A 26,372-nucleotide genomic window follows, 5' to 3' on the forward strand; every position below is an offset into this window, starting at 1 on the left:
TAACTACTTTTTTATGTTAAATTTAAATTAATCTATAATAGAAAGATGCAAAATTAAATGGCAGATTCAAAAGATTGTTGGTGGTTGGCCCTTAATTACTGGACCATTTTTGATATAAAATTCTAAATTTTAATTTGTAAAATTGGTGGTTTTAGAAATTTAGAAGGTAATGTTTAGTAATCTGTGTAACTTACAAAAATAACTATGTTTAATTAATTCTAGTAAATATAATTAAATGACTAGAAAGAGTGAGTTACAGATGGCTAAAAAGCAAAATATTAATAATAATGATCCAATATCAAAAGCAGTAGATTTATTATTAGAACCTGTTTAAAATCTTTTAGAGAATAGGATAAAATGATTATATATTTTAAAATAAGAGGTATATATGTGTAAAAATTATCCTAGTAATGTTAGCAAAGAGCAATTTGAAAATATAAAATCAATTTTAGAAAATACTAAAAAGAGAACTAAACCAAGAAGTTTAGATTTATATGAAGTATTTTGTGCAGTTTTATATGTATTAAAAAGTGGTTGCCAGTGAAGAATGTTACCAAAAAAATTTTCCAAAATGACAAATTGTATATTATTATTTTCAAGCTTGAAGTAAAAATAATGATAAAGAACCTAGTGTATTACAATTAGTTTTAAAAAAAATTAGTCAAGGCATTTCGTATCAATAATGGTAGAAAAGAACAAACTAGTTTTTGTATAATTGATTCACAAAGTGTTAAAAATACAGATACTACTAAAAATAAAGGTTATGATGCTGGTAAAAAGATTTCACGAATAAAGCGTCATATTGCTGTTGATTCTCAAGGTTTACCACATGCAATTTACATAACCACAGCAGAAAAAACAGATCGTAATAGTGCTATAATAATGATTGAAAATGAAAAAGAGAATCTTTCTGCAGTTCAAAAAATACTAGTAGATGCTGGTTATACTGGTGAAAAATTTGCTTCTAAAATTAAAACAATTATAAATGCAAATGTTGAAGTTATAAAACGTAATGAATTACATTCTTTTGTAGTATTACCAAAAAGATGAGTTGTAGAACGAAGTTTTGCATGATTAGAAAAATGCAGAAGATTATGAAAAAATTGTGAAAAAAAATTAAATATTAGCTTACAAATGGTTGTTCTTGCCTTTATTTCAATTTTATTGAAAAGATTTTAAACAGGTTCTGACAATTATTTATTAAATATTTTATCCAAACCAAATGATGGTCTTGTATTACCTAAATTACCAACCACATCTAACATATCATTAAATAACTTTAATGATATTCCAGAATTTAAAATTGGACAACCTAAATCAAAATTATTAGTTGATACAGATTTAACAAACTATCTAAAAAGTCCAATTTATTCTTTAGGAGAAAGAATTGCTGATCTTATGAAACAAGGTGACCACTTTAAAGTTAAAGTAAGTAAATCCGTAAATGATGGAACTTATTTTTCAAAAGGTGATGTTATTAAAGTAAAATTTTCAATTGGTGAAATTCAATTTAATAATGAATATACGCTAACTATTATTTAAAATAAAAAATGAATATAATAATTATTCATTTTTTTATTATTAATTAAATATTAAAAGGAACTTTCCTCTAATCTGTGTTTCTTTGCTAATTTACAAATGAATTTTTTCTAAAAACACAGTTTTTAGGAAAATCCCAATACAATCAGTTTATCCTAAAACAGAACATCAATTATGCATTGTTCATCAAATTAGAAATAGTTTAAAATATGTTTCATACAAAACATCGAAAAGGTCTAGTTGCAGATTTAAAACCAATTTATAGTGCATGTAGTGAAGAACAAGCAATGCAAGCTTTAGAATCGTTTGAAAGTAAATGAAATAAACAATATCCTCAAATTACTAAATCTTGATATAAAAATTGAGATAATTTAATGGTTTTTATTAGTTATCCAGTAGAAATCAAAAGAGTGATTTATACTACAAATGCTATTGAATCTGTTAATAGTCAATTACGAAAAATCATCAGAAATAAAAAAGTTTTTCCTAATGATATGGCAGTTTTCAAAATATTTTACTTGGCAATTGAAAATAGCCACTTGCCACTTGCCCTTGCCACTTGCCACTTAGCCCTTTTTACTAGACCATTAATTTAAAAAACCTGAATGTATTCTAAAAACAATTGTGTTATATAATTAACACTAATTTTAACCTGAAAGGATTTTTATTAATGGATAAAATTAAACAAATAGCATTAGTAATTAACAAATTAAATATCAAAGAAAAAATTAAAATTATTGATGATTGTAAAAATCAATATTCAATTAGAAACCTATGTCAATATCTTCAATTAAACAGATCAACATATTACTTTTTAAAAAATAAACAAAAACCTATTAAAAAAGAAGAAAATCATATTATTAAATGCAATCATAAATATCAAAAAATATGCCAACTTTTAATCGAATTTCATTCTACAAGAAAAGGCAGAATTTATGGATATTTAAGAATTTTTTCAGCTTTTAAAGAGTGATTAAAACAAGAAAAAAATATCATTTTAAATATAGAATTATCAATAAAACAAATGCGAAAAATTATGAAAGAACACAATATTCAAGGATTAAAACAAACTAAAAATAACTATCCTAAAAACAAAAAAAATCCAAATAAGTGAATACCTACAATGGATAAAGTAAACAAAGATTATAAAAGTACAACCTCTTCAAATCAAATTTGATCAATGGACACTAAACAAATAAATACTAAAGAAGGATGATTATATCTTTTTGTAATTATTGATTTTTATTCAAATAATGTTGTTAGTTATAATATTGCTCCTAATAAATCATATCAGGATTTAATTCTTCCTGCTCTTGAAAAAATCAACAAACAATTTTCTTGAAATCAAGTAAAAAATGTTATTTTACATTCAGATAACGCCAACGAATTTTATTGTCACGATATCACAAAATGAGCAGAGGATAAACAAATAATTTTAAGCAAAAAACAACCTTATGATATTGGTGGTAATGTATTATCTGAAAACTGATTTTCTCATTTATCTCAAGAATGACTACCTAAAGGATCAAATCAATATTTATCCATCAATGAAGCTATAAATGATGTAAATCAATATGTTATGTTTTATAATTATGAAAGAATACATTCTAAATTTCTAAAACCACCAATTTTACAAATTAAAATTTAGAATTTTATATCAAAAATGGTCCAGTAATTAAGGGCCAACCACCAATTAAACAGATCAACATATTACTTTTTAAAAAATAAACAAAAACCTATTAAAAAAGAAGAAAATCATATTATTAAATGCAATCATAAATATCAAAAAATATGCCAACTTTTAATCGAATTTCATTCTACAAGAAAAGGCAGAATTTATGGATATTTAAGAATTTTTTCAGCTTTTAAAGAGTGATTAAAACAAGAAAAAAATATCATTTTAAATATAGAATTATCAATAAAACAAATGCGAAAAATTATGAAAGAACACAATATTCAAGGATTAAAACAAACTAAAAATAACTATCCTAAAAACAAAAAAAATCCAAATAAGTGAATACCTACAATGGATAAAGTAAACAAAGATTATAAAAGTATAACCTCTTCAAATCAAATTTGATCAATGGACACTAAACAAATAAATACTAAAGAAGGATGATTATATCTTTTTGTAATTATTGATTTTTATTCAAATAATGTTGTTAGTTATAATATTGCTCCTAATAAATCATATCAGGATTTAATTCTTCCTGCTCTTGAAAAAATCAACAAACAATTTTCTTGAAATCAAGTAAAAAATGTTATTTTACATTCAGATAACGCCAACGAATTTTATTGTCACGATATCACAAAATGAGCAGAGGATAAACAAATAATTTTAAGCAAAAAACAACCTTATGATATTGGTGGTAATGTATTATCTGAAAACTGATTTTCTCATTTATCTCAAGAATGACTACCTAAAGGATCAAATCAATATTTATCCATCAATGAAGCTATAAATGATGTAAATCAATATGTTATGTTTTATAATTATGAAAGAATACATTCTAAATTTCTAAAACCACCAATTTTACAAATTAAAATTTAGAATTTTATATCAAAAATGGTCCAGTAATTAAGGGCCAACCACCATGGATAAAGTAAACAAAGATTATAAAAGTACAACCTCTTCAAATCAAATTTGATCAATGGACACTAAACAAATAAATACTAAAGAAGGATGATTATATCTTTTTGTAATTATTGATTTTTATTCAAATAATGTTGTTAGTTATAATATTGCTCCTAATAAATCATATCAGGATTTAATTCTTCCTGCTCTTGAAAAAATCAACAAACAATTTTCTTGAAATCAAATAAAAAATGTTATTTTACATTCAGATAACGCCAACGAATTTTATTGTCAAGATATCACAAAATGAGCAGAGGATAAATAAATAATTTTAAGCAAAAAACAACCTTATGATATTGGTGGTAATGTATTATCTGAAAACTGATTTTCTCATTTATCTCAAGAATGACTACCTAAAGGATCAAATCAATATTTATCCATCAATGAAGCTATAAATGATGTAAATCAATATGTTATGTTTTATAATTATGAAAGAATACATTCTAAATTTCTAAAACCACCAATTTTACAAATTAAAATTTAGAATTTTATATCAAAAATGGTCCAGTAATTAAGGGCCAACCACCATAGAGTTATTGCAAAAAGATATAATATTAGTCATACTAGCTGCATTCGTAATATTTTTTGAATTGAAAATACTTTAATAAAAAGTGGAATTTTTAATTTATCTGGCAAAAAAGATTTAATCAAAAATAAAGGAATCAATAATACTTTACTAGCTATTGATGCTACTGAAACTCCAATTGAAAGAATTAAAAAAAACTAAAATTACTTTTTTCGGGTAAAAACAAACATCATACTATTAAATCGCAAATAATTATTGATATTTTAAATGGAAAAATTATTTCAACCGCTTTTTGTTTTGGAAGCATTCATGATTTTAAATTACTTTTAAAATCTAAAACTTTTATTCATCCAGAAAAACAAGTTTTTGTTGATTCAGGTTATCAAGGAATACAAAATATTCATAAAAATACATTTTTGCCATTTAAAAAAAGTAAATACAATAAATTAATACCAATTCAAAAAGAATACAATAAAACTTTAAGCAAAATTAGAATTAAAATTGAACACGTATTTGCTAAACTAAAACGTTTTAAAATTTTAACTTTAAAATATCGCAATAAAATACGAAGATTTGCATTAAGATTTAATTTAATAGCAGAAATATATAATTTTGAATTACCTTAGTTTTGCACCAAGTCTTTTATATAATTTTAAGAAAAAGATGATTACTATAAAATATTCGAATTTATTTTATGTTATTATTAATTAATGTTACGTGTTACTTTAATAATTAAAATAATAGGAGGTAAACATGAATACATTTGTAATAGTTGGTATTATTATAATAGCTATTGCTATTATTAGTTTTATGTTATTATTTAAAATTATAAAATGACTTGCTATTTGTATTATTGTTGGTGGTATCATTTTGGCTGCATTATTTTTTGGTTTTGGTATATGGCCATTAGATAATATTCATTTTACTAATTTTATTAATATTAATAAAAATTAAAATAATAAATAATAATTAGTTTAAATCTTAACTATTAACTATAATATATTTTTGAATAAGAGGTAAAAAATGGAACGAATTAAGCAAGCACAATTTTTAACTAGTGCTATTAAAGAAGAACAATGGCCGCAGGATGAAATTCCTGAATTTTGTTTTGTTGGTCGCAGTAATGTTGGTAAATCAACATTTTTAAATACAATTTGTAATAATGGTAAGTTAGCTAGAGTTTCACAAACACCTGGTAAAACACAAATGCTAAATTTTTTTACAATTAATAATAATATTTGTCGCTTTGTTGATGTTCCTGGCTATGGTTTTGCTAAAGTATCAAATGAAAAAAAAATCCAATTTGCGACAATGATGGATGAATATTTTCAGTCACGAAAAAATTTAAAAGCAGTTTTTTTATTATTAGATTTAAGACATGCACCCAGTAAAGATGATATTGATATGTTGGAATATTTACAACATTATCATTTAAAAATTCATTTAATTGCTACTAAAGTTGATAAAGTGAAAAATAGTCAATTAGTAAAAAATAAAAAATTAATATTATCAACTTTAAAACTTAGCACTAATACTCCTATTATTTTATTTTCTAGTATTAGTAAACAAGGAATTGATTTAGTAATTAGTAAATTAGCAGATGATGTTAATACTAATGAAGTTGAAGTAGAAACTTAATAGTATAATATTTGTTGCTATAAAAAAAGATAAAAGTTGTTTAATATGTATATATTTATTAAAAATATCAATATTCACTATAGAATATAATAATAATTAAACTTAATATAAGTTTTTAACTCATTATTTTGATAAAAATAAATGAGTTTTTATTTGAAAGGAAGATTAAAAGAAATGCCTATAAAAAATGAAATTTTACAAAATCTTGAAGCAAAATCAGAAGAAAATGTAAAACAAAAACCTACAAAATGAAAAGAATTTAAAACAAAACATCGAACAACCGCAAAAATTATAAAAGTGACTAAAGGTGTTGCTACTGGTGCTGCTGTTGGTGCTTTGTATATTAATCCTATTGCTCAAATGAGCGGTTTAGTTGCTGCTACTGTTCCAGGTGGTGTCAGTGCTGTTAGTAACCGTTCTGAAGAACAATTAGAAACTGATATTATAACTGCTGCTACTAGTGCTGCTGCTATTGGTGGGATTGCCAATGCTGTAATAACCTGTTTTTATTCCTGTTGGTGCTGGTATTGCTGCTGTTGGTGGTGCTATTATTTTTGGCATAGATGCAGCAAAAAAATTTGATGAAAAACAAAGAAGACAAATTGAAGTTGACAATGATAAGTTTGCAGATAAAAAAACCGCTATAAATAATATAGATTCACAAATTGAAGTAAAAATAGAATCAAAGAAAATGGCCAGTTTATAATGAAATTTTAGATTTAAGGTAGTCTATGTTATAATATAAATATATTACTTTTTAATTACTTTTTAAGGTAATAAATCCCCAATAACATGATTGGGGATTTAGTTTTTTTAATATTTTTTAACATTAAAATGTGTATAATTTATTTTTGTATATATTGTGTGTTAAAAAATAATAAAAAAGATTAAAATATTAAAATTTGAGGAGATGAAGTTAATATGAATAATACAAGTGATATAAATGATAATTTTGTTATTAGTAGAGCAGTACTGTCAGATGTTTTATGTACCTCTTGTGCTAGTGTTATCGAAAGACATTTTACTAAAGAAGATGGTATTACTGTTAGTATCAATTTTGCTACTAAAAAAGCACAATTTAGTTATGATCCTAAGTTTTGAAATGAAAAAAAAATTAAAAAAGCAATGCATCATTTAGGATATGAAATTTGTAAGTTTGAAACTGAGATTAAAGATATAAAAACGAGTCACCAAGTTGATATGAAAGATATTACAGATGATCATAGTAGTCATAGTCATCATAGTAGTCATAGTCATAGTAGTGAACAACATCAATCTCATATGTCAGAACAACATCATAATCATCAACATAATGTTAAATTACGTGATTTAATTGAACTTATTATTGGTTGAATATTGTTACTACCATTATTATTAATTATGATACCTAATACTTCATTTTTTGATAGTTTACGTAATCCTTATGTTCAATTTGCACTAGCAATTCCAATTCAATTTTATTTTGGTCGTAAATTTTATATTGGTATTTATCGAGAATTAATTAAACAAAAATGACCTGGTATGCATACTTTAGTAGCACTAGGAACAACAACGGCATTTATTTTTTCTATTTATTTAATGATAATTAATAAAACCGAACACTTATATTTTGAAGTTAGTGCTTCAATTATTATGATTGTTTTACTTGGTGATTTAATTAGTACTGTTGCACAGAAAAGGGCTACTAGTGGCTTAGAAAGTTTAATGTCATTAAAGCAAAAATCAATCTTAAAATATGATTATAATACCAAAACAGAAACTTTTATTAATATTGAAGATGTACAATTAAATGATATTTTAATTATTCGAAAAGGTGAAAATATTCCTACTGATGGTCAATTAATTAGTGAAGAAGCATTTATTAATGAATCAATGTTAACTGGTGAATTGCAAGTTATTACGAAACAAGTTAACCAAAATTTAATTGGTGGAACTAATAATGTTGGTGATAGTTTTAGGATGAAAGCAACTAAAATTGGTAAAGACACAGTATTAGCAAGTATTATTAAGGCAGTTGAAGATGCACAATCTCAGAAACCAAAATTACAAAAATTGGCTGATAAAATCTCTGGGTGATTTACACCAACTGTTATTTTAATTGCCATTTTAGTTTTTCTTATTCGTTATTTTGCAGTAGGTAATGGTGTGCAAGAATCATTAGAAATTGCAATTGCAACTTTAATAATTGCTTGTCCTTGTGCATTAGGAATTGCAACACCATTAGCAGTTGCTGTTGGAATTAATAAAGCAACAAAAATAGGAATCATTTATAATAAGGCTAGTGCTTTTGAAAAAATTACTAAGATTGATACCATTTGTTTTGATAAAACAGGAACATTAACTACTGGTAATTTGGTTATTACTAAAATTTATGGTCAAGAAAAACATGTTAATAAGGCAATTGCTATGGAAAAGCATTCAACACATCCTTTGGCTTTAGCTTTTTCTTTATATTCTAATACTAATAATGTTGGACAATCATTGACAATTACCGAGGTTAAAGAACAAATTGGTTTTGGTATTAAAGCAAAATATCAAACTGAAGAATTACAAATTTCATCACTTGAAAATTTACAAAAAGCAAAAATGCCATTTAGTCCATTTCTAAAAACATTTGACTTTGAAACAGTTACTCCTAGCCAGAAAGTATTGGCATTGGCAATTAATAAAGTTGTTACTAATATTTTTATTTTAGAAGATGAATTACAAACAAATGCATTATTAACAATTGAAAAAGTTAAAAAACAAGGAATTGAGGTTATTTTAATTAGTGGTGATAATGAATCACAAACACTTGCTATTGCTAATCGTGTTGGGATAGAAACATCCTTTGCTAATGTTACACCACAAGGTAAATCACAAATTGTTGCTGATTTACAAGCAAAAGGTAAAAAAGTAGCGTTTGTTGGTGATGGTATTAATGATGTTATTGCCTTAGAACAATCTGATTTAGCAATTGCAATAGGATCTGGTAGTGATATTGCTAAAAAAATTGGTGATATTACTATTCTTGATAATGATATTAGTATTGTTTATAAGGCTATTGTTTTAACTAAAAAAACTAAAAATAATATTTGAATGAATTTTATTTGAGCATTTAGTTATAATATTATCATTATTCCATTAGCTGCTGCCGGATTTATTATTCCACCGTTGGCTGCAATTGCAATGGCTCTTTCTGATATAACTGTTGTTGGAAATTCATTAATTTTTAAATGAAGAAAATATAAATATTAGATAATATATAAATTAATAATAAATAAAAAAGTACTTTAATTTTTTAAAAGGTGGAATTTAAATGGCTAGACAAAATCAAGAAAAAAAAGCAGAGCTTGATCAAAAGATATCTATTTTACAAAAAATGATAGGTATTATAGAAGAAAAAAAATAATGTTGAACCAAAGCCTGATGAAAAGTTGATTAGAATTAATCAACTGATAATTGATGATTATAAGAACAAACTTTCTCTATTAGTAAAAGAAAGAGAAAATAATGATTGAGAAACAATTAATTTAGAAGATATTGATAAACCATCTACAAGTCAAAATAAATGAAGTTTATCAAAAATATAAACTTACCTTTCTCTATAACCCTACTAGGTAAGTATTTTGATTATACTTTATCATTGTTGATTTGTATAGCAATTTTAGTGTTTTTTTAAAATTTCAATATTTTTTTATATTTAAAAGAGTCAGATTTTAAATCTGACTCTTTTAAGCAATTATCTGTCTATCTATTTGTTTTTGGGATTTTCTTCAGCATTAGCTCATAATGCTGCTGCTTTTCCAAAAGTCTCAGTGTGTTTTAATTCTGGGTGTTCTGCTTTAACCTTTGGCAATGTAGTTTTCATAAAAATATTAAAAACAGTAGGTTTTTTTGCTGCCATATTTTCCTTCTCCTTTCACTTTTCTTATATTATTATAATAATATATTTTAATTATTAGTGTGTTAATAAACTATAAGAGTATATTTTTAAAAATATTAAGTTTTTATTTTTTAAAAACATAATTATTAATAATGTATCCAACTCCATGCTCATCATTATTTGGAGCAATAGTTTTACCATATGGTTTTAAAGCAATATTAGCATTTTCCATTACTATTGGATGACCAGATACTTCAAACATTGGTAAATCATTAAATTCATCACCAATCGTTAATGCATCTTTAGTGTCAATATTTAAATGATTACATAATCATTGTAGTGCCGAACCTTTATTAATGTTTTTATTACCAATTGAAAAAACATTTGTATGATATTGAACAATTGTTAAATCTGGAAAGTTAGTTTCAAAACTATTAATGAATTTTGTAATTTCATTAGCCTTTCAATATTTTTCTAAAATAACCATTACTTTTGAGATTGGCATTTTAATATCAGTACTATTAGTTAACTTAATAATTTTAATTTGCAGATTTTCAACTCATGTACTTCAACTATTAGCCGCATGGTTAACATACAAAGTATCAATACTATTAAAATGTAAAATCATTTGTTTATTATATTTGGTTAATCATTCATAAAGTTTAATTGTTATTTCTGAATTTAATTGTTGTAAATAAATTCATTTTTGTTTAGTATATGATCAAATTTCAGCACCATCATTACCAATAATATAACCATCATATTTTTCAGCATTAATCATTTTACCAACACGAATAGCATTTTCACCATATCTACCTGTATTAATTACAACTTTAATATTATTTTTTTGAGCTTTTAAACAAGCATTAAGATTAATTTCACTTAAGGCACTGCCACTATCAAATAAAGTACCATCTACATCAGTAAAAATTATTTTTACCATCAATCATTTCCTGCTTTCTTTTTTTCTATTATTTTATTAATATTATAAAGATAAAATAATAAAATACTATATATTTCCATAGAATAAAATTTCTTAAATTAAAATAAAATATTATGTTTAAAATATAATATTTTATTTTAATTTTTTATTAGACTTGGTGCAAAACCTTTAATTTTAATAATTTAACGGTTATTATTAATATCAAAGGTGATAATTATTATGTTAAAAAAATACAAAGATGAACAAGAATTTTATAGTTTAGTTGGAATAAAACTACAAACATTTCAAAAAATGGTTGAAATTTTAAAAAAAGCTGAAGCAATTAAAAAAGCAGTTGGTGGTAAACCTAATAAATTATCAATAGAAAATCGTTTATTAATGACATTAGAATACTGAAAAGAGTATAGTAGTTATAGAGTTATTGCAAAAAGATATAATATTAGTCATACTAGCTGCATTCGTAATATTTTTTGAATTAGACTTGGTGCAAAACCTTTAATTTTAATAATTTAACGGTTATTATTAATATCAAAGGTGATAATTATTATGTTAAAAAAATACAAAGATGAACAAGAATTTTATAGTTTAGTGGGAATAAAACTACAAACATTTCAAAAAATGGTTGAAATTTTAAAAAAAGCTGAAGCAATTAAAAAAGCAGTTGGTGGTAAACCTAATAAATTATCAATAGAAAATCGTTTATTAATGACATTAGAATACTGAAAAGAGTATAGTAGTTATAGAGTTATTGCAAAAAGATATAATATTAGTCATACTAGCTGCATTCGTAATATTTTTTGAATTGAAAATACTTTAATAAAAAGTGGAATTTTTAATTTATCTGGCAAAAAAGATTTAATCAAAAATAAAGGAATCAATAATACTTTACTAGCTATTGATGCTACTGAAACTCCAATTGAAAGAATTAAAAAAAACTAAAATTACTTTTTTCGGGTAAAAACAAACATCATACTCTTAAATCGCAAATAATTATTGATATTTTAAATGGAAAAATTATTTCAACCGCTTTTTGTTTTGGAAGCATTCATGATTTTAAATTACTTTTAAAATCTAAAACTTTTATTCATCCAGAAAAACAAGTTTTTGTTGATTCAGGTTATCAAGGAATACAAAATATTCATAAAAATACATTTTTGCCATTTAAAAAAAGTAAATACAATAAATTAATACCAATTCAAAAAGAATACAATAAAACTTTAAGCAAAATTAGAATTAAAATTGAACACGTATTTGCTAAACTAAAACGTTTTAAAATTTTAACTTTAAAATATCGCAATAAAATACGAAGATTTGCATTAAGATTTAATTTAATAGCAGAAATATATAATTTTGAATTACCTTAGTTTTGCACCAAGTCTATTATATAAAAATGTTAAAAAAGAAAAAAACCTTTAATGAAAAACATAAAGGTTAACAAAATAATGTATGGTGCGGAACAAGGGACTTGAACCCTCATGCCTTTCGGCGCCAGAGCCTAAATCTGGTGCGTCTGCCAGTTTCGCCAATTCCGCATTTTGGTGTCCCGTATAGGCCTCGAACCTACAACCCTCAGATTAAGAGTCTGATGCTCTGCCAATTGAGCTAACGAGACATCTAGGGGAATAAAAAACAAGTAATTATAATACTTGCAGTCTAAATATTAATTAATGGTGACTCGTACGGGGATCGAACCCGTAATGTAGGAATGAAAATCCTATGTGTTTACCAATTCACCAACGAGCCGTAGAAAACAAGAGTTTAGAATAATGGCGCCCAGTATAGGATTTGAACCTATGACACTTCGATTAACAGTCGAATGCTCTGCCGCTGAGCTAACCGGGCATTTACTAAACCTTAATTATTATATTGAAGAAAAGTATAATTTGCAATAACTAATAAAGTTTTTTTTATTTTTTTCTTGATTACGGCAATGTATATGCTTTATTAATCATTTTTTTAAATTAAATATAATAATAACTTAAGTATTATTTGTAATAATGAATACTATTAATGGTAAAAATAATTAGAAAGAAGTAAACATAGAAATCATGTAGAATTACATTATCAATATAAAGGGGTTTTAATTTATGAAGTTATTATTAGCAACATTAAGTTTTTTAACATTTGGAACAACTGTAGGAACTTTTGGAAATGTATTAAGTACGAATCTAAGCAAAATAAATAATAGTATTAAAGAAACTTATACTATAATTCCTAATTCATTTAGTTTGAAAAGTGAATTAAGAAAAGAAAAAATGAATACTGATAATATTGATGTTGATATGTTAGATGGAATGACAAAGGCTATTATTCCTTATATGCCAGATACAACAGATTTACCTTTTTTAGTTAAAGAGGTTAATTTGCTTTGACTAAGTAATGATATTAGTCAAATAATAACTAAAAAAGCATTGCCTTATAGTAAAAGTTTTGAAAAAAACGGAATAGTTGATAAAGATTTAATTTTAGAAGCAATTAATATTATGAATGGTACTAAGTTTTCTAATAATGATTTAGATGTACTAATTAATCAAGATAATAAAAATATTTCTTTAATAGCAAAAAGTAATAGTCACTTTCAAGGGAAAATAGATATTTTAAATAAGCCAGTAGAATTTTCGGATATTTTTTATGAACAAAATCTTGGAAAAATTTATTTTAATACTGATATGTATGAAAAAAGCACATTCGCCACTTGCCACTTGCCACTTGCCACTTGCCACTTAGCCCTTTTTACTAGACCATTAATTTAAAAAACCTGAATGTATTCTAAAAACAATTGTGTTATATAATTAACACTAATTTTAACCTGAAAGGATTTTTATTAATGGATAAAATTAAACAAATAGCATTAGTAATTAACAAATTAAATATCAAAGAAAAAATTAAAATTATTGATGATTGTAAAAATCAATATTCAATTAGAAACCTATGTCAATATCTTCAATTAAACAGATCAACATATTACTTTTTAAAAAATAAACAAAAACCTATTAAAAAAGAAGAAAATCATATTATTAAATGCAATCATAAATATCAAAAAATATGCCAACTTTTAATCGAATTTCATTCTACAAGAAAAGGCAGAATTTATGGATATTTAAGAATTTTTTCAGCTTTTAAAGAGTGATTAAAACAAGAAAAAAATATCATTTTAAATATAGAATTATCAATAAAACAAATGCGAAAAATTATGAAAGAACACAATATTCAAGGATTAAAACAAACTAAAAATAACTATCCTAAAAACAAAAAAAATCCAAATAAGTGAATACCTACAATGGATAAAGTAAACAAAGATTATAAAAGTACAACCTCTTCAAATCAAATTTGATCAATGGACACTAAACAAATAAATACTAAAGAAGGATGATTATATCTTTTTGTAATTATTGATTTTTATTCAAATAATGTTGTTAGTTATAATATTGCTCCTAATAAATCATATCAGGATTTAATTCTTCCTGCTCTTGAAAAAATCAACAAACAATTTTCTTGAAATCAAATAAAAAATGTTATTTTACATTCAGATAACGCCAACGAATTTTATTGTCAAGATATCACAAAATGAGCAGAGGATAAACAAATAATTTTAAGCAAAAAACAACCTTATGATATTGGTGGTAATGTATTATCTGAAAACTGATTTTCTCATTTATCTCAAGAATGACTACCTAAAGGATCAAATCAATATTTATCCATCAATGAAGCTATAAATGATGTAAATCAATATGTTATGTTTTATAATTATGAAAGAATACATTCTAAATTTCTAAAACCACCAATTTTACAAATTAAAATTTAGAATTTTATATCAAAAATGGTCCAGTAATTAAGGGCCAACCACCCTTCCTGCTCTTGAAAAAATCAACAAACAATTTTCTTGAAATCAAATAAAAAATGTTATTTTACATTCAGATAACGCCAACGAATTTTATTGTCAAGATATCACAAAATGAGCAGAGGATAAACAAATAATTTTAAGCAAAAAACAACCTTATGATATTGGTGGTAATGTATTATCTGAAAACTGATTTTCTCATTTATCTCAAGAATGACTACCTAAAGGATCAAATCAATATTTATCCATCAATGAAGCTATAAATGATGTAAATCAATATGTTATGTTTTATAATTATGAAAGAATACATTCTAAATTTCTAAAACCACCAATTTTACAAATTAAAATTTAGAATTTTATATCAAAAATGGTCCAGTAATTAAGGGCCAACCACCAAAATGGTCCAGTAATTAAGGGCCAACCACCAGTTATAATATTGCTCCTAATAAATCATATCAGGATTTAATTCTTCCTGCTCTTGAAAAAATCAACAAACAATTTTCTTGAAATCAAATAAAAAATGTTATTTTACATTCAGATAACGCCAACGAATTTTATTGTCAAGATATCACAAAATGAGCAGAGGATAAACAAATAATTTTAAGCAAAAAACAACCTTATGATATTGGTGGTAATGTATTATCTGAAAACTGATTTTCTCATTTATCTCAAGAATGACTACCTAAAGGATCAAATCAATATTTATCCATCAATGAAGCTATAAATGATGTAAATCAATATGTTATGTTTTATAATTATGAAAGAATACATTCTAAATTTCTAAAACCACCAATTTTACAAATTAAAATTTAGAATTTTATATCAAAAATGGTCCAGTAATTAAGGGCCAACCACCGTTTTATTATTATTTATTTAAAAGTTATAGATTTAAAATTAGGTTGGCACCTAATTAAAAAGTTACCTTATTGGTAACTTTTTTTATTTATATTTTTGGAACATTTTGTTTGTTTTCAATTTTTGAGGATTTATTTTCTAAATGTTTAGAATTTATTTCTTTTTTTATTTTTTCTAATTCTATATTTTTATTTGATTTTCTTATATACAATTCATTAATTTTTTTAAGATTTTTTAATATATTTTCTTTTCTTCTTCAAAGAAAATTTATTTTTTGTTCCATTATTTTATTTTTATTGATTTTTCCAAAAGTAAATATTTTTAATATTGAAAAATAAATTTTTTTAAAATTATTAGGTTTTAATTTATTTATTTTTGTATCAATATCAATAATTATATTTACGGCTTCATGAACTTTTTCTCTAATAAATTCAGAAGTAAATTCATTTTTATTATTAATTATTTTATCTAATTCATCATTAATTAATTTTTCTTTTTTTAAATATTCAATAATCATTTTTATTTTTCCTTTCAAAATAAAAACTCATTTACTTTGAAATAAAGTAATGAGTTAAAAACTATTATTAAGTTTATATTATTTTTATATCATAAATATTTATTAAATATAGATAAATTAGTTATTATTCTCAATCAAATTCATTAAAACTATCTTGTATTATTCGCATATATTCTTTATCATTATTTTTTCTTGCTTCTAATCACTGTTCCATTAATCATTTTGCTAAATCTCATTTAGTCATTATTTACTCCTTATTTTATCATTCATTAATAATTTCAGTTATAATGCCAATTATTGTTGAAATTATCATTAAAAATAATATTACTGATACTGATACTATAGTTAATATTTCTCATCAAACAATTATTTACTCCTTAATTTTCATTATTATCATTTCATTTAGGTATACTATCTCAATCAATATTTATACTTGTTCATTTGCCACTTGCCACTTGCCACTTAGCCCTTTTTACTAGACCATTAATTTAAAAAACCTGAATGTATTCTAAAAACAATTGTGTTATATAATTAACACTAATTTTAACCTGAAAGGATTTTTATTAATGGATAAAATTAAACAAATAGCATTAGTAATTAACAAATTAAATATCAAAGAAAAAATTAAAATTATTGATGATTGTAAAAATCAATATTCAATTAGAAACCTATGTCAATATCTTCAATTAAACAGATCAACATATTACTTTTTAAAAAATAAACAAAAACCTATTAAAAAAGAAGAAAATCATATTATTAAATGCAATCATAAATATCAAAAAATATGCCAACTTTTAATCGAATTTCATTCTACAAGAAAAGGCAGAATTTATGGATATTTAAGAATTTTTTCAGCTTTTAAAGAGTGATTAAAACAAGAAAAAAATATCATTTTAAATATAGAATTATCAATAAAACAAATGCGAAAAATTATGAAAGAACACAATATTCAAGGATTAAAACAAACTAAAAATAACTATCCTAAAAACAAAAAAAATCCAAATAAGTGAATACCTACAATGGATAAAGTAAACAAAGATTATAAAAGTACAACCTCTTCAAATCAAATTTGATCAATGGACACTAAACAAATAAATACTAAAGAAGGATGATTATATCTTTTTGTAATTATTGATTTTTATTCAAATAATGTTGTTAGTTATAATATTGCTCCTAATAAATCATATCAGGATTTAATTCTTCCTGCTCTTGAAAAAATCAACAAACAATTTTCTTGAAATCAAATAAAAAATGTTATTTTACATTCAGATAACGCCAACGAATTTTATTGTCACGATATCACAAAATGAGCAGAGGATAAACAAATAATTTTAAGCAAAAAACAACCTTATGATATTGGTGGTAATGTATTATCTGAAAACTGATTTTCTCATTTATCTCAAGAATGACTACCTAAAGGATCAAATCAATATTTATCCATCAATGAAGCTATAAATGATGTAAATCAATATGTTATGTTTTATAATTATGAAAGAATACATTCTAAATTTCTAAAACCACCAATTTTACAAATTAAAATTTAGAATTTTATATCAAAAATGGTCCAGTAATTAAGGGCCAACCACCTATCAAAGAAAAAATTAAAATTATTGATGATTGTAAAAATCAATATTCAATTAGAAACCTATGTCAATATCTTCAATTAAACAGATCAACATATTACTTTTTAAAAAATAAACAAAAACCTATTAAAAAAGAAGAAAATCATATTATTAAATGCAATCATAAATATCAAAAAATATGCCAACTTTTAATCGAATTTCATTCTACAAGAAAAGGCAGAATTTATGGATATTTAAGAATTTTTTCAGCTTTTAAAGAGTGATTAAAACAAGAAAAAAATATCATTTTAAATATAGAATTATCAATAAAACAAATGCGAAAAATTATGAAAGAACACAATATTCAAGGATTAAAACAAACTAAAAATAACTATCCTAAAAACAAAAAAAATCCAAATAAGTGAATACCTACAATGGATAAAGTAAACAAAGATTATAAAAGTACAACCTCTTCAAATCAAATTTGATCAATGGACACTAAACAAATAAATACTAAAGAAGGATGATTATATCTTTTTGTAATTATTGATTTTTATTCAAATAATGTTGTTAGTTATAATATTGCTCCTAATAAATCATATCAGGATTTAATTCTTCCTGCTCTTGAAAAAATCAACAAACAATTTTCTTGAAATCAAATAAAAAATGTTATTTTACATTCAGATAACGCCAACGAATTTTATTGTCAAGATATCACAAAATGAGCAGAGGATAAACAAATAATTTTAAGCAAAAAACAACCTTATGATATTGGTGGTAATGTATTATCTGAAAACTGATTTTCTCATTTATCTCAAGAATGACTACCTAAAGGATCAAATCAATATTTATCCATCAATGAAGCTATAAATGATGTAAATCAATATGTTATGTTTTATAATTATGAAAGAATACATTCTAAATTTCTAAAACCACCAATTTTACAAATTAAAATTTAGAATTTTATATCAAAAATGGTCCAGTAATTAAGGGCCAACCACCTCCTGCGGTTTCTAATAATTCTTTACACATGTAAGTATGAACTACTCCAGTTGTACAAGAAGAAACTCCAACAATTTTTTTTGTTTCCTTATTTTTCATTGTTTTTATTTCTTTTTTAGTACTATTTTTAACTGTTTCATCATTAATAAGCGATATTATTTCTTGTGAATTTGTTGCATTTTTTAATTTTTTACGAAAATCTTCATTTACAAGTTTGATTGCAAGTGTACTTAAAATATCTAAATGTAAATTTTCTGATTGTGTTTTAGGAATTATTAAAGCAATAATAAAAGTTGTTAATTGTCCATCTATTGCTTTTCAGTCAATACCATTATTATTACATAATATTAGAATTGCAGGTTTTTTAATTGATTTAATTCTAGCGTGTGGAATTGCAATTCCACCTTCAAAACCCGTTGATGATTCTTGCTCACGAGGAAGAAATGCTTTTAGTAATTCATCACGATTAGTAATATAACCTAATGAAAATGCCAAATCAGTAATTTTAGTTAGTGCTTCTATTTGATTTTTAATATTAGATTCAAAAATAATATGTGAGTTGTTTAATAAATCATTAGTTATTTTCAATTTTACCTTCCTTTCCAATGATTATTTTATCTCCTTTTTTTAATAAAAACCAGATATTTTTTCAGATAATTAAAATATATTTTTAACTATTTATTCAATTAAATTTAATATTTATAAAATTAGATATATTAAATACTTCAAAGTTTTTGCTGTTTTTTAAACAAAATATAATAAATAAAAATTATCAACATTAATCCCATATTTCCTTATAAATTAATATAAATAACTTATTTATAAAATCATGTAAAATTAATTTAGATAAAATTTATAAAATTTAAGTATTTTAAAGAAAGGGAAAATTAGAGAAATGTTTAAAACAAGAAAAGAAAATTTAAATCAGAAAAATAACAAACTTAAATCAATAACTGATTATCAATGATTAGCTTTAGATATCGGAACAGAAAACTTTAAAGCTAGACATATTAATATAGGTCTTAGATATGATGCTCCAACCTATTTAGCTGAAGACTATGAAAAAAATAGAATTCTTTACGGTGAAGAGGCTAAGGCTTTAACTGACAAAACAAATGAAAACGTTATTATTAAACGTCCAGTTCGTGATGGTAATATTGCTGATCCAGATGCTTTACAACGTATTCTTACTAAAATTTTTCAAGATTTTAGACTTGAAATTAAAGATTTAAAACAAAGTAAAAACAATTCTATAAAAAAAGATGAAAAATTAGATAAAAATCGTAACTTGATTGTGTTGATGGCAACACCAAGTGAAATTAATTCAGTACAAAAAGAAGCTTTAGAAAATATTGTATATCGTTTAGGAGCACTCCGTGGATTTGTACAAGAAGAAGTAAAAATGGCAGCCTTAGGTTCAGGGCAAGATATTTTTGGAAGTGCAATTATGTGCATTGATATTGGTGGTGGCAGTACTGATGTTGCTATTATTAGTAATAATTCAATATTATATTCATATACAACACATTGTGCTGGTGACTATTTAATACAAAAAGTTCAAGAATATATTATAAAAAAACATGCCTTAAAAGTTGGAATAAAAGAAGCTGAAGATGTTATTAAAAATATTGGTTCACTTATGAAATATCAAGATGAAAAACCATACACAATTTCGGGTTTTTCATTACCTAGATTAAATTCTCAGCCAGGAGAAACAATGTCAATTTCTAAAACTATTGAAATTACACCAGAAGAAATTCGTGCAAATGTTATGCAAGTTCAATTCAAAGAACATATTATTCCAGTCATTCGTAGAGTACTAAGAACTGCTGGTGACAAGGCTGCTGGAAGTATTAGTGATTTAAAGAAAAAAGGTAAGGGAATCACAATTTGTGGTGGTGGAGCTTATATTAAAAAAGTTGATAAATTTATTGAAGAAGAATTAGCTAAAGAATATTATATTGAAGTTAAAACTGAAAAAGGTACAAAACCAATGCGTCAAAAATATGAAGGAGATCTTTTTGAAGTGCGGACTGCTCCAAATCCTTTAGATAATGTTATTGATGGTTGTGTAAAATATCGTGATACAATTTACAAACAATTAATAATTGAACAAAATCCTAGTCGTGAAATTCTAATAAAGGACGAAGATTTAGGATAAAAAACTATAAAAATCTTAAATCAATTTAAAAATAGTGCTAATTAGCACTATTTTTAAACTAACTAGTATTTTAAATTATTAAAAATTTTTTAAACTTTGGTAATTTTTTTGAGTTATCAATTCTTGATTCAAAAAAAACATTCGTATTTCATAACATTAGATACATCTCAATTTGATATATTTTGATTAAAAGATATAGCACCATGAAACATTCAATTCATATTCGTAACATTTGAAGTATCTCAAGATAATAAATCTTGATTAAATGTTTCATAAAATATAAACATAAATTGTAAAGATGTAATTTCTGATGGTAATTGATTAGGTACTTTTTCAATTGTTCTTGGCATATTAACAACTTGAATTTCTCCCTGATCATTTTTATAAAAACCAATTTGAACAATTTCTTTACTATTTATATTTGATAAATCTCTTTCATTAGTTGTTATTTGTTTGCCATTTTTATCAATGTAAATTGTATCTTGTTGAGTTTTATTATTTAAAACATCATTTTTTTGTGAATTTGTGTTTAAAACAGTTACAGTTAAATTTCCTACAACCGATGCAAGTGTTAAAAAACTTAATGCTGTCAATATTTTTTTCATTTTTTCATCCTTCTATGAAGTTAATTTTACTTTACTACTTTTTGAAGGTAAATTCACAAAAATTATATTTTTTGACTAAAAATTTTTATTTTTTAAAGTTAAAACTTTTTTGCTGTTTCTTTAATATACTGTTCAAATTTATCCATCGTTTTTTCTGGTCCTAATGCTGGTAAACCTCCACCTTTTGCTAATATTTTAGAACCAATAAGTAAATTAGCGTCATTTTGATGAAGTTCTTGAACCTTAGTACCACAAATAAGAATTGGTTCTACTACTTTAGCACCTACAAATTCTCATGTTCCTTTTAAATAAGTTGCATGATTACCTCATAAATATCAGCCATATGGTGCTCCTTGTGTCGCCAAAATTTGAACTTTTAAATGTGGTAATAATCCTCTAGCTTCACCTTGTTTGGTATATTTATAATCAAAAGTTTTACCAGCAACTAAGATGTGATCTAAATAATTTTTTGTCATGCTAGTAACATTAAAATTTGTCATTGGTGTTGTATATATAACTTTATTAACATTTTTTAGTTGATTAATATAATAATCAGAATCTTTTTCATTAAAATATGAAGTAAAGTTTTTTTGCGTAATAGTAATACTTGCCATTGGTATTTGATTTAAATCTAATTCAATTATTGAATCTTCTGGATGAAATTCACGATAATATTTAACAAAACGAGATACTAAACTTTCAGAATAAGATAGTTCTTTTTTAATCATAGAAGAACGAATTACTAATACTTTATTTGCCATTATTTTTGCCTCCGAAATATCTAAAATAACTTTGTAATTTGATTTTATCAGTTTTTATTTATTATTTTTTAAAAAATATTAAAAAATAATAAATAAAAATATAGTTTTATAAAAAAATGAAATATTTATTAGACTTGGTGCAAAACTAAGGTAATTCAAAATTATATATTCCTGCTATTAAATTAAATCTTAATGCAAATCTTCGTATTTTATTGCGATATTTTAAAGTTAAAATTTTAAAACGTTTTAGTTTAGCAAATACGTGTTCAATTTTAATTCTAATTTTGCTTAAAGTTTTATTGTATTCTTTTTGAATTGCTATTAATTTATTTTATTTACTTTTTTTAAATGGCAAAAATGTATTTTTATGAATATTTTGTATTCCTTGATAACCTGAATCAACAAAAACTTGTTTTTCTGGATGAATAAAAGTTTTAGATTTTAAAAGTAATTTAAAATCATGAATGCTTCCAAAACAAAAAGCGGTTGAAATAATTTTTCCATTTAAAATATCAATAATTATTTGCGATTTAAGAGTATGATGTTTGTTTTTACCCGAAAAAAGTAATTTTAGTTTTTTTTAATTCTTTCAATTGGAGTTTCAGTAGCATCAATAGCTAGTAAAGTATTATTGATTCCTTTATTTTTGATTAAATCTTTTTTGCCAGATAAATTAAAAATTCCACTTTTTATTAAAGTATTTTCAATTCAAAAAATATTACGAATGCAGCTAGTATGACTAATATTATATCTTTTTGCAATAACTCTATAACTACTATACTCTTTTCAGTATTCTAATGTCATTAATAAACGATTTTCTATTGATAATTTATTAGGTTTAGCACCAACTGCTTTTTTAATTGCTTCAGCTTTTTTTAAAATTTCAACCATTTTTTGAAATGTTTGTAGTTTTATTCCCACTAAACTATAAAATTCTTGTTCATCTTTGTATTTTTTTAACATAATAATTATCACCTTTGATATTAATAATAACCGTTAAATTATTAAAATTAAAGGTTTTGCACCAAGTCTAATAAAACTTTAAGCAAAATTAGAATTAAAATTGAACACGTATTTGCTAAACTAAAACGTTTTAAAATTTTAACTTTAAAATATCGCAATAAAATACGAAGATTTGCATTAAGATTTAATTTAATAGCAGAAATATATAATTTTGAATTACCTTAGTTTTGCACCAAGTCTATAGTAATAGTGACAATGCTCGTAATGGTATAAGTTCAAAAAAATTAATAACTCAACAAGGTAAAATTGAGATTGATGTACCACGAGATCGCAATAGTAATTTTAATCCTGTAATAGTTCCTAAAAGGCAAAGAAGATTTGATGGTTTTGATCAACAAGTTCTTTCTTTATATGCAAAAGGTATGACATTATCAGATATTAGAATGCAATTACAAGAGTTATATCATGGTGCTGATATTAGTGAAAGTGTTATTAGCCAAATTACTGATGATGTTATTGATGATGTAAAAGGATGGCAAAATCGACCATTAGAAAGTGTCTATCCGATTGTTTATTGGTGGTTGGCCCTTAATTACTGGACCATTTTTGATATAAAATTCTAAATTTTAATTTGTAAAATTGGTGGTTTTAGAAATTTAGAATGTATTCTTTCATAATTATAAAACATAACATATTGATTTACATCATTTATAGCTTCATTGATGGATAAATATTGATTTGATCCTTTAGGTAGTCATTCTTGAGATAAATGAGAAAATCAGTTTTCAGATAATACATTACCACCAATATCATAAGGTTGTTTTTTGCTTAAAATTATTTGTTTATCCTCTGCTCATTTTGTGATATCTTGACAATAAAATTCGTTGGCGTTATCTGAATGTAAAAGGTGGTTGGCCCTTAGGTGGTTGGCCCTTAATTACTGGACCATTTTTGATATAAAATTCTAAATTTTAATTTGTAAAATTGGTGGTTTTAGAAATTTAGAATGTATTCTTTCATAATTATAAAACATAACATATTGATTTACATCATTTATAGCTTCATTGATGGATAAATATTGATTTGATCCTTTAGGTAGTCATTCTTGAGATAAATGAGAAAATCAGTTTTCAGATAATACATTACCACCAATATCATAAGGTTGTTTTTTGCTTAAAATTATTTGTTTATCCTCTGCTCATTTTGTGATATCGTGACAATAAAATTCGTTGGCGTTATCTGAATGTAAAATAACATTTTTTACTTGATTTCAAGAAAATTGTTTGTTGATTTTTTCAAGAGCAGGAAGAATTAAATCCTGATATGATTTATTAGGAGCAATATTATAACTAACAACATTATTTGAATAAAAATCAATAATTACAAAAAGATATAATCATCCTTCTTTAGTATTTATTTGTTTAGTGTCCATTGATCAAATTTGATTTGAAGAGGTTGTACTTTTATAATCTTTGTTTACTTTATCCATTGTAGGTATTCACTTATTTGGATTTTTTTTGTTTTTAGGATAGTTATTTTTAGTTTGTTTTAATCCTTGAATATTGTGTTCTTTCATAATTTTTCGCATTTGTTTTATTGATAATTCTATATTTAAAATGATATTTTTTTCTTGTTTTAATCACTCTTTAAAAGCTGAAAAAATTCTTAAATATCCATAAATTCTGCCTTTTCTTGTAGAATGAAATTCGATTAAAAGTTGGCATATTTTTTGATATTTATGATTGCATTTAATAATATGATTTTCTTCTTTTTTAATAGGTTTTTGTTTATTTTTTAAAAAGTAATATGTTGATCTGTTTAATTGAAGATATTGACATAGGTTTCTAATTGAATATTGATTTTTACAATCATCAATAATTTTAATTTTTTCTTTGATATTTAATTTGTTAATTACTAATGCTATTTGTTTAATTTTATCCATTAATAAAAATCCTTTCAGGTTAAAATTAGTGTTAATTATATAACACAATTGTTTTTAGAATACATTCAGGTTTTTTAAATTAATGGTCTAGTAAAAAGGGCTAAGTGGCAAGTGGCAAGTGGCAAGTGGCATTTTGATTGCATAGTAGTGAAAGTACGACAAGATAAAAGGATTATTAATAAATCAGTTTATATAGCTTTAGGAGTTGATTTAGAAGGTAAAAAAGATTTTTTAGGTTTATGAATTAGTGAAAATGAAGTTGCTAAATTTTGATTAGCAAATTTAACAGAAATGAAAAATCGTGACTTAAATGATATTCTTATTGCCTACAGTGATAATTTAACAGGCATGTCAGAAGCAATACAATCAGTTTATCTTAAAACAGAACATCAATTATGCATAGTTCATCAAATTAGAAATAGTTTGAAATATCTCTCATATAAGCATAGAAAATCTCTAGTTGCAGATTTAAAACCAATTTATACTGCATGTAGTGAAGAACAAGCAATGCAGGCTTTAGAATCCTTTGAAAATAAGTGAAATAAACAATATCCTCAAATTGCTAAATCTTGATATAAAAATTGAGATAATTTAATGGTTTTTATTAGTTATCCTGCAGAAATCAAAAGAGTCATTTATACAACAAATGCTATTGAATCTGTAAATAGTCAATTACGAAAAGTCATCAGAAATAAAAAAGTTTTTCCAAATGATATGGCAGTTTTCAAAATATTTTACTTAGCAATTGAAAATAGCCACTTGCCACTTGCCTTTATTTCAATTTTATTGAAAAGATTTTAAACAGGTTCTAAGAAGAACATTTAAAACACATATCAAAGTTGCAAAACATCATGTTCATTTATATGCTAAAGAAGCTGCATATAAATTCAACAAGATACCTAGTTTTGAAACTGTAATGCTATGTTTGATTTAAAAATGTGGGGAGAAGTCCGTTATTTTTTTCTTTTTTAATTTTTAATTAAAATATTTAACGTAAATAAGTGTTAAAATATAAAA

At 24.0% G+C, this 26,372-nt stretch carries 28 protein-coding genes, 4 tRNA genes and 5 pseudogenes; 24 read left to right on the plus strand and 13 right to left on the minus strand.

Going from position 1 to position 26,372, the window contains the following annotated elements:
* Positions 1-388 precede the first annotated feature (388 nt).
* The 6 genes and pseudogenes from AAHM96_RS01145 to AAHM96_RS01170 all read left to right on the plus strand — a co-directional run bounded on the left by AAHM96_RS01145 (position 389) and on the right by AAHM96_RS01170 (position 4,439).
* A pseudogene (locus AAHM96_RS01145) lies at positions 389-1,179 on the plus strand (IS5 family transposase).
* 219 nt (positions 1,180-1,398) lie between these two features.
* Positions 1,399-1,542 carry a hypothetical protein gene (locus AAHM96_RS01150; RefSeq protein WP_338975298.1) on the plus strand — a complete coding sequence of 48 codons (144 nt, stop codon included), beginning with the start codon at positions 1,399-1,401 and terminating at the stop codon, positions 1,540-1,542.
* Between the two features lie 136 nt (positions 1,543-1,678).
* Positions 1,679-2,069 (plus strand): annotated as a pseudogene (locus tag AAHM96_RS01155) (IS256 family transposase); the annotation flags it as partial.
* A 140-nt stretch (positions 2,070-2,209) separates the two neighbouring features.
* Complete coding sequence (locus AAHM96_RS01160) at positions 2,210-3,187, plus strand: IS3 family transposase (protein WP_342272824.1); 978 nt, start codon at positions 2,210-2,212, stop codon at positions 3,185-3,187.
* Positions 3,188-3,466: 279 nt separating this feature from the next.
* Entirely contained in the window at positions 3,467-4,090 is a 624-nt protein-coding gene (locus tag AAHM96_RS01165; protein WP_342273348.1) for a DDE-type integrase/transposase/recombinase, read from the plus strand.
* A gap of 43 nt (positions 4,091-4,133) precedes the next feature.
* Positions 4,134-4,439 (plus strand): DDE-type integrase/transposase/recombinase, encoded by a 306-nt coding sequence (locus AAHM96_RS01170; RefSeq protein WP_342273349.1) that lies wholly within the window; start codon positions 4,134-4,136, stop codon positions 4,437-4,439.
* Positions 4,440-4,654: 215 nt separating this feature from the next.
* Here the strand turns inward: AAHM96_RS01170 and AAHM96_RS01175 are convergent, their stop codons facing one another.
* Complete coding sequence (locus tag AAHM96_RS01175) at positions 4,655-4,825, minus strand: hypothetical protein (RefSeq protein ID WP_342273350.1); 171 nt, start codon at positions 4,823-4,825, stop codon at positions 4,655-4,657.
* A gap of 78 nt (positions 4,826-4,903) precedes the next feature.
* Here AAHM96_RS01175 and AAHM96_RS01180 point away from each other — a divergent pair, with 78 nt between their 5' ends.
* From AAHM96_RS01180 to AAHM96_RS01205, 6 genes are all read left to right on the plus strand, one after another.
* Positions 4,904-5,326 (plus strand): transposase family protein, encoded by a 423-nt coding sequence (locus tag AAHM96_RS01180; RefSeq protein WP_342273681.1) that lies wholly within the window; start codon positions 4,904-4,906, stop codon positions 5,324-5,326.
* A gap of 127 nt (positions 5,327-5,453) precedes the next feature.
* Positions 5,454-5,654, plus strand: a complete 201-nt coding sequence (locus tag AAHM96_RS01185) for a hypothetical protein (RefSeq protein WP_252320689.1) — start codon at positions 5,454-5,456, stop codon at positions 5,652-5,654.
* Between the two features lie 69 nt (positions 5,655-5,723).
* Positions 5,724-6,338: a ribosome biogenesis GTP-binding protein YihA/YsxC gene (yihA, locus tag AAHM96_RS01190; protein ID WP_286640905.1), complete on the plus strand. Its 615-nt coding sequence runs from the start codon at positions 5,724-5,726 to the stop codon at positions 6,336-6,338.
* Positions 6,339-6,512: 174 nt separating this feature from the next.
* Positions 6,513-6,959: a hypothetical protein gene (locus AAHM96_RS01195; RefSeq protein WP_342273351.1), complete on the plus strand. Its 447-nt coding sequence runs from the start codon at positions 6,513-6,515 to the stop codon at positions 6,957-6,959.
* Between the two features lie 300 nt (positions 6,960-7,259).
* The gene (locus AAHM96_RS01200) at positions 7,260-9,575 is read left to right on the plus strand and encodes a cation-translocating P-type ATPase (RefSeq protein WP_342273352.1); all 2,316 of its coding nucleotides are present in this window, start codon (positions 7,260-7,262) and stop codon (positions 9,573-9,575) included.
* A 179-nt stretch (positions 9,576-9,754) separates the two neighbouring features.
* The gene (locus AAHM96_RS01205; RefSeq protein ID WP_174480153.1) at positions 9,755-9,910 is read left to right on the plus strand and encodes a hypothetical protein; all 156 of its coding nucleotides are present in this window, start codon (positions 9,755-9,757) and stop codon (positions 9,908-9,910) included.
* A gap of 161 nt (positions 9,911-10,071) precedes the next feature.
* Here AAHM96_RS01205 and AAHM96_RS01210 read toward each other — a convergent pair whose 3' ends face one another.
* Positions 10,072-10,224, minus strand: coding sequence for an HMG-box domain-containing protein (locus tag AAHM96_RS01210; RefSeq protein ID WP_342273353.1), 153 nt, complete (start codon positions 10,222-10,224; stop codon positions 10,072-10,074).
* Positions 10,225-10,327: 103 nt separating this feature from the next.
* Positions 10,328-11,146 (minus strand): Cof-type HAD-IIB family hydrolase, encoded by an 819-nt coding sequence (locus tag AAHM96_RS01215; protein WP_338975333.1) that lies wholly within the window; start codon positions 11,144-11,146, stop codon positions 10,328-10,330.
* A 219-nt stretch (positions 11,147-11,365) separates the two neighbouring features.
* Between AAHM96_RS01215 and AAHM96_RS01220 the strand changes: the two genes are divergently transcribed.
* The 3 genes from AAHM96_RS01220 to AAHM96_RS08365 are packed head-to-tail and all read left to right on the plus strand — an operon-like array spanning position 11,366 to position 12,510.
* Complete coding sequence (locus AAHM96_RS01220) at positions 11,366-11,659, plus strand: transposase family protein (RefSeq protein ID WP_342273354.1); 294 nt, start codon at positions 11,366-11,368, stop codon at positions 11,657-11,659.
* A 33-nt stretch (positions 11,660-11,692) separates the two neighbouring features.
* Positions 11,693-12,085 carry a transposase family protein gene (locus AAHM96_RS08360; RefSeq protein WP_342272745.1) on the plus strand — a complete coding sequence of 131 codons (393 nt, stop codon included), beginning with the start codon at positions 11,693-11,695 and terminating at the stop codon, positions 12,083-12,085.
* A 2-nt stretch (positions 12,086-12,087) separates the two neighbouring features.
* The gene (locus tag AAHM96_RS08365; RefSeq protein ID WP_342273670.1) at positions 12,088-12,510 is read left to right on the plus strand and encodes a transposase family protein; all 423 of its coding nucleotides are present in this window, start codon (positions 12,088-12,090) and stop codon (positions 12,508-12,510) included.
* Between the two features lie 83 nt (positions 12,511-12,593).
* Here AAHM96_RS08365 and AAHM96_RS01230 read toward each other — a convergent pair.
* The 4 genes from AAHM96_RS01230 to AAHM96_RS01245 form a co-directional block, all read right to left on the minus strand.
* Positions 12,594-12,678, minus strand: a tRNA-Leu gene (locus tag AAHM96_RS01230).
* Between the two features lie 4 nt (positions 12,679-12,682).
* Positions 12,683-12,758: transfer RNA gene (locus AAHM96_RS01235), tRNA-Lys, on the minus strand.
* Positions 12,759-12,814: 56 nt separating this feature from the next.
* Positions 12,815-12,889: transfer RNA gene (locus AAHM96_RS01240), tRNA-Glu, on the minus strand.
* A gap of 24 nt (positions 12,890-12,913) precedes the next feature.
* Positions 12,914-12,988: transfer RNA gene (locus AAHM96_RS01245), tRNA-Asn, on the minus strand.
* A gap of 245 nt (positions 12,989-13,233) precedes the next feature.
* Here AAHM96_RS01245 and AAHM96_RS01250 point away from each other — a divergent pair.
* Both AAHM96_RS01250 and AAHM96_RS01255 read left to right on the plus strand, forming a co-directional pair.
* Positions 13,234-13,899: a hypothetical protein gene (locus tag AAHM96_RS01250; protein ID WP_342273355.1), complete on the plus strand. Its 666-nt coding sequence runs from the start codon at positions 13,234-13,236 to the stop codon at positions 13,897-13,899.
* Positions 13,900-13,973: 74 nt separating this feature from the next.
* Positions 13,974-14,951: an IS3 family transposase gene (locus tag AAHM96_RS01255; RefSeq protein WP_342272797.1), complete on the plus strand. Its 978-nt coding sequence runs from the start codon at positions 13,974-13,976 to the stop codon at positions 14,949-14,951.
* Between the two features lie 979 nt (positions 14,952-15,930).
* Here AAHM96_RS01255 and AAHM96_RS01260 read toward each other — a convergent pair.
* Positions 15,931-16,359 carry a hypothetical protein gene (locus tag AAHM96_RS01260; protein ID WP_342273356.1) on the minus strand — a complete coding sequence of 143 codons (429 nt, stop codon included), beginning with the start codon at positions 16,357-16,359 and terminating at the stop codon, positions 15,931-15,933.
* 287 nt (positions 16,360-16,646) lie between these two features.
* Here AAHM96_RS01260 and AAHM96_RS01265 point away from each other — a divergent pair, with 287 nt between their 5' ends.
* The 3 genes from AAHM96_RS01265 (at position 16,647) to AAHM96_RS01275 (ending at position 18,880) form a co-directional block, all read left to right on the plus strand.
* On the plus strand, positions 16,647-16,838 hold the full coding sequence (locus tag AAHM96_RS01265) for a hypothetical protein (protein ID WP_342273357.1): 192 nt from the start codon (positions 16,647-16,649) through the stop codon (positions 16,836-16,838).
* Between the two features lie 87 nt (positions 16,839-16,925).
* Positions 16,926-17,903, plus strand: a complete 978-nt coding sequence (locus tag AAHM96_RS01270) for an IS3 family transposase (RefSeq protein ID WP_342272762.1) — start codon at positions 16,926-16,928, stop codon at positions 17,901-17,903.
* A gap of 353 nt (positions 17,904-18,256) precedes the next feature.
* The gene (locus tag AAHM96_RS01275; protein ID WP_342272751.1) at positions 18,257-18,880 is read left to right on the plus strand and encodes a DDE-type integrase/transposase/recombinase; all 624 of its coding nucleotides are present in this window, start codon (positions 18,257-18,259) and stop codon (positions 18,878-18,880) included.
* Positions 18,881-18,884: 4 nt separating this feature from the next.
* On the opposite strand, the gene AAHM96_RS01280 is transcribed toward AAHM96_RS01275, so the two are convergent.
* Positions 18,885-19,511, minus strand: coding sequence for a fructose PTS transporter subunit IIA (locus tag AAHM96_RS01280; protein ID WP_342273358.1), 627 nt, complete (start codon positions 19,509-19,511; stop codon positions 18,885-18,887).
* 307 nt (positions 19,512-19,818) lie between these two features.
* Between AAHM96_RS01280 and AAHM96_RS01285 the strand changes: the two genes are divergently transcribed.
* On the plus strand, positions 19,819-21,084 hold the full coding sequence (locus AAHM96_RS01285) for a rod shape-determining protein (RefSeq protein WP_342273359.1): 1,266 nt from the start codon (positions 19,819-19,821) through the stop codon (positions 21,082-21,084).
* Positions 21,085-21,197: 113 nt separating this feature from the next.
* Here AAHM96_RS01285 and AAHM96_RS01290 read toward each other — a convergent pair whose 3' ends face one another.
* The 3 genes and pseudogenes from AAHM96_RS01290 to AAHM96_RS01300 form a co-directional block, all read right to left on the minus strand.
* Entirely contained in the window at positions 21,198-21,689 is a 492-nt protein-coding gene (locus AAHM96_RS01290; RefSeq protein ID WP_342273360.1) for a BspA family leucine-rich repeat surface protein, read from the minus strand.
* Positions 21,690-21,787: 98 nt separating this feature from the next.
* On the minus strand, positions 21,788-22,450 hold the full coding sequence (locus AAHM96_RS01295) for an FMN-dependent NADH-azoreductase (RefSeq protein WP_342261520.1): 663 nt from the start codon (positions 22,448-22,450) through the stop codon (positions 21,788-21,790).
* Positions 22,451-22,595: 145 nt separating this feature from the next.
* Positions 22,596-23,413: pseudogene (locus AAHM96_RS01300) on the minus strand (IS5 family transposase).
* 78 nt (positions 23,414-23,491) lie between these two features.
* Here AAHM96_RS01300 and AAHM96_RS01305 point away from each other — a divergent pair.
* The gene (locus AAHM96_RS01305) at positions 23,492-23,638 is read left to right on the plus strand and encodes a transposase (RefSeq protein ID WP_425288770.1); all 147 of its coding nucleotides are present in this window, start codon (positions 23,492-23,494) and stop codon (positions 23,636-23,638) included.
* Between the two features lie 17 nt (positions 23,639-23,655).
* Positions 23,656-23,991 (plus strand): annotated as a pseudogene (locus AAHM96_RS01310) (transposase); the annotation flags it as partial.
* Between the two features lie 386 nt (positions 23,992-24,377).
* Here the strand turns inward: AAHM96_RS01310 and AAHM96_RS01315 are convergent.
* The gene (locus AAHM96_RS01315; RefSeq protein ID WP_342272824.1) at positions 24,378-25,355 is read right to left on the minus strand and encodes an IS3 family transposase; all 978 of its coding nucleotides are present in this window, start codon (positions 25,353-25,355) and stop codon (positions 24,378-24,380) included.
* A 129-nt stretch (positions 25,356-25,484) separates the two neighbouring features.
* Here AAHM96_RS01315 and AAHM96_RS01320 point away from each other — a divergent pair.
* Positions 25,485-26,105 (plus strand): annotated as a pseudogene (locus AAHM96_RS01320) (IS256 family transposase); the annotation flags it as partial.
* Between the last annotated feature and the right edge of the window lie 267 nt (positions 26,106-26,372).

Origin of the sequence: Spiroplasma endosymbiont of Acasis viretata (assembly GCF_964031275.1) — a bacterium.
In the GTDB taxonomy this organism is placed as follows: Bacteria; Bacillota_I; Bacilli_A; order Mycoplasmatales; family VBWQ01; genus Spiroplasma_E; species Spiroplasma_E ixodetis_A.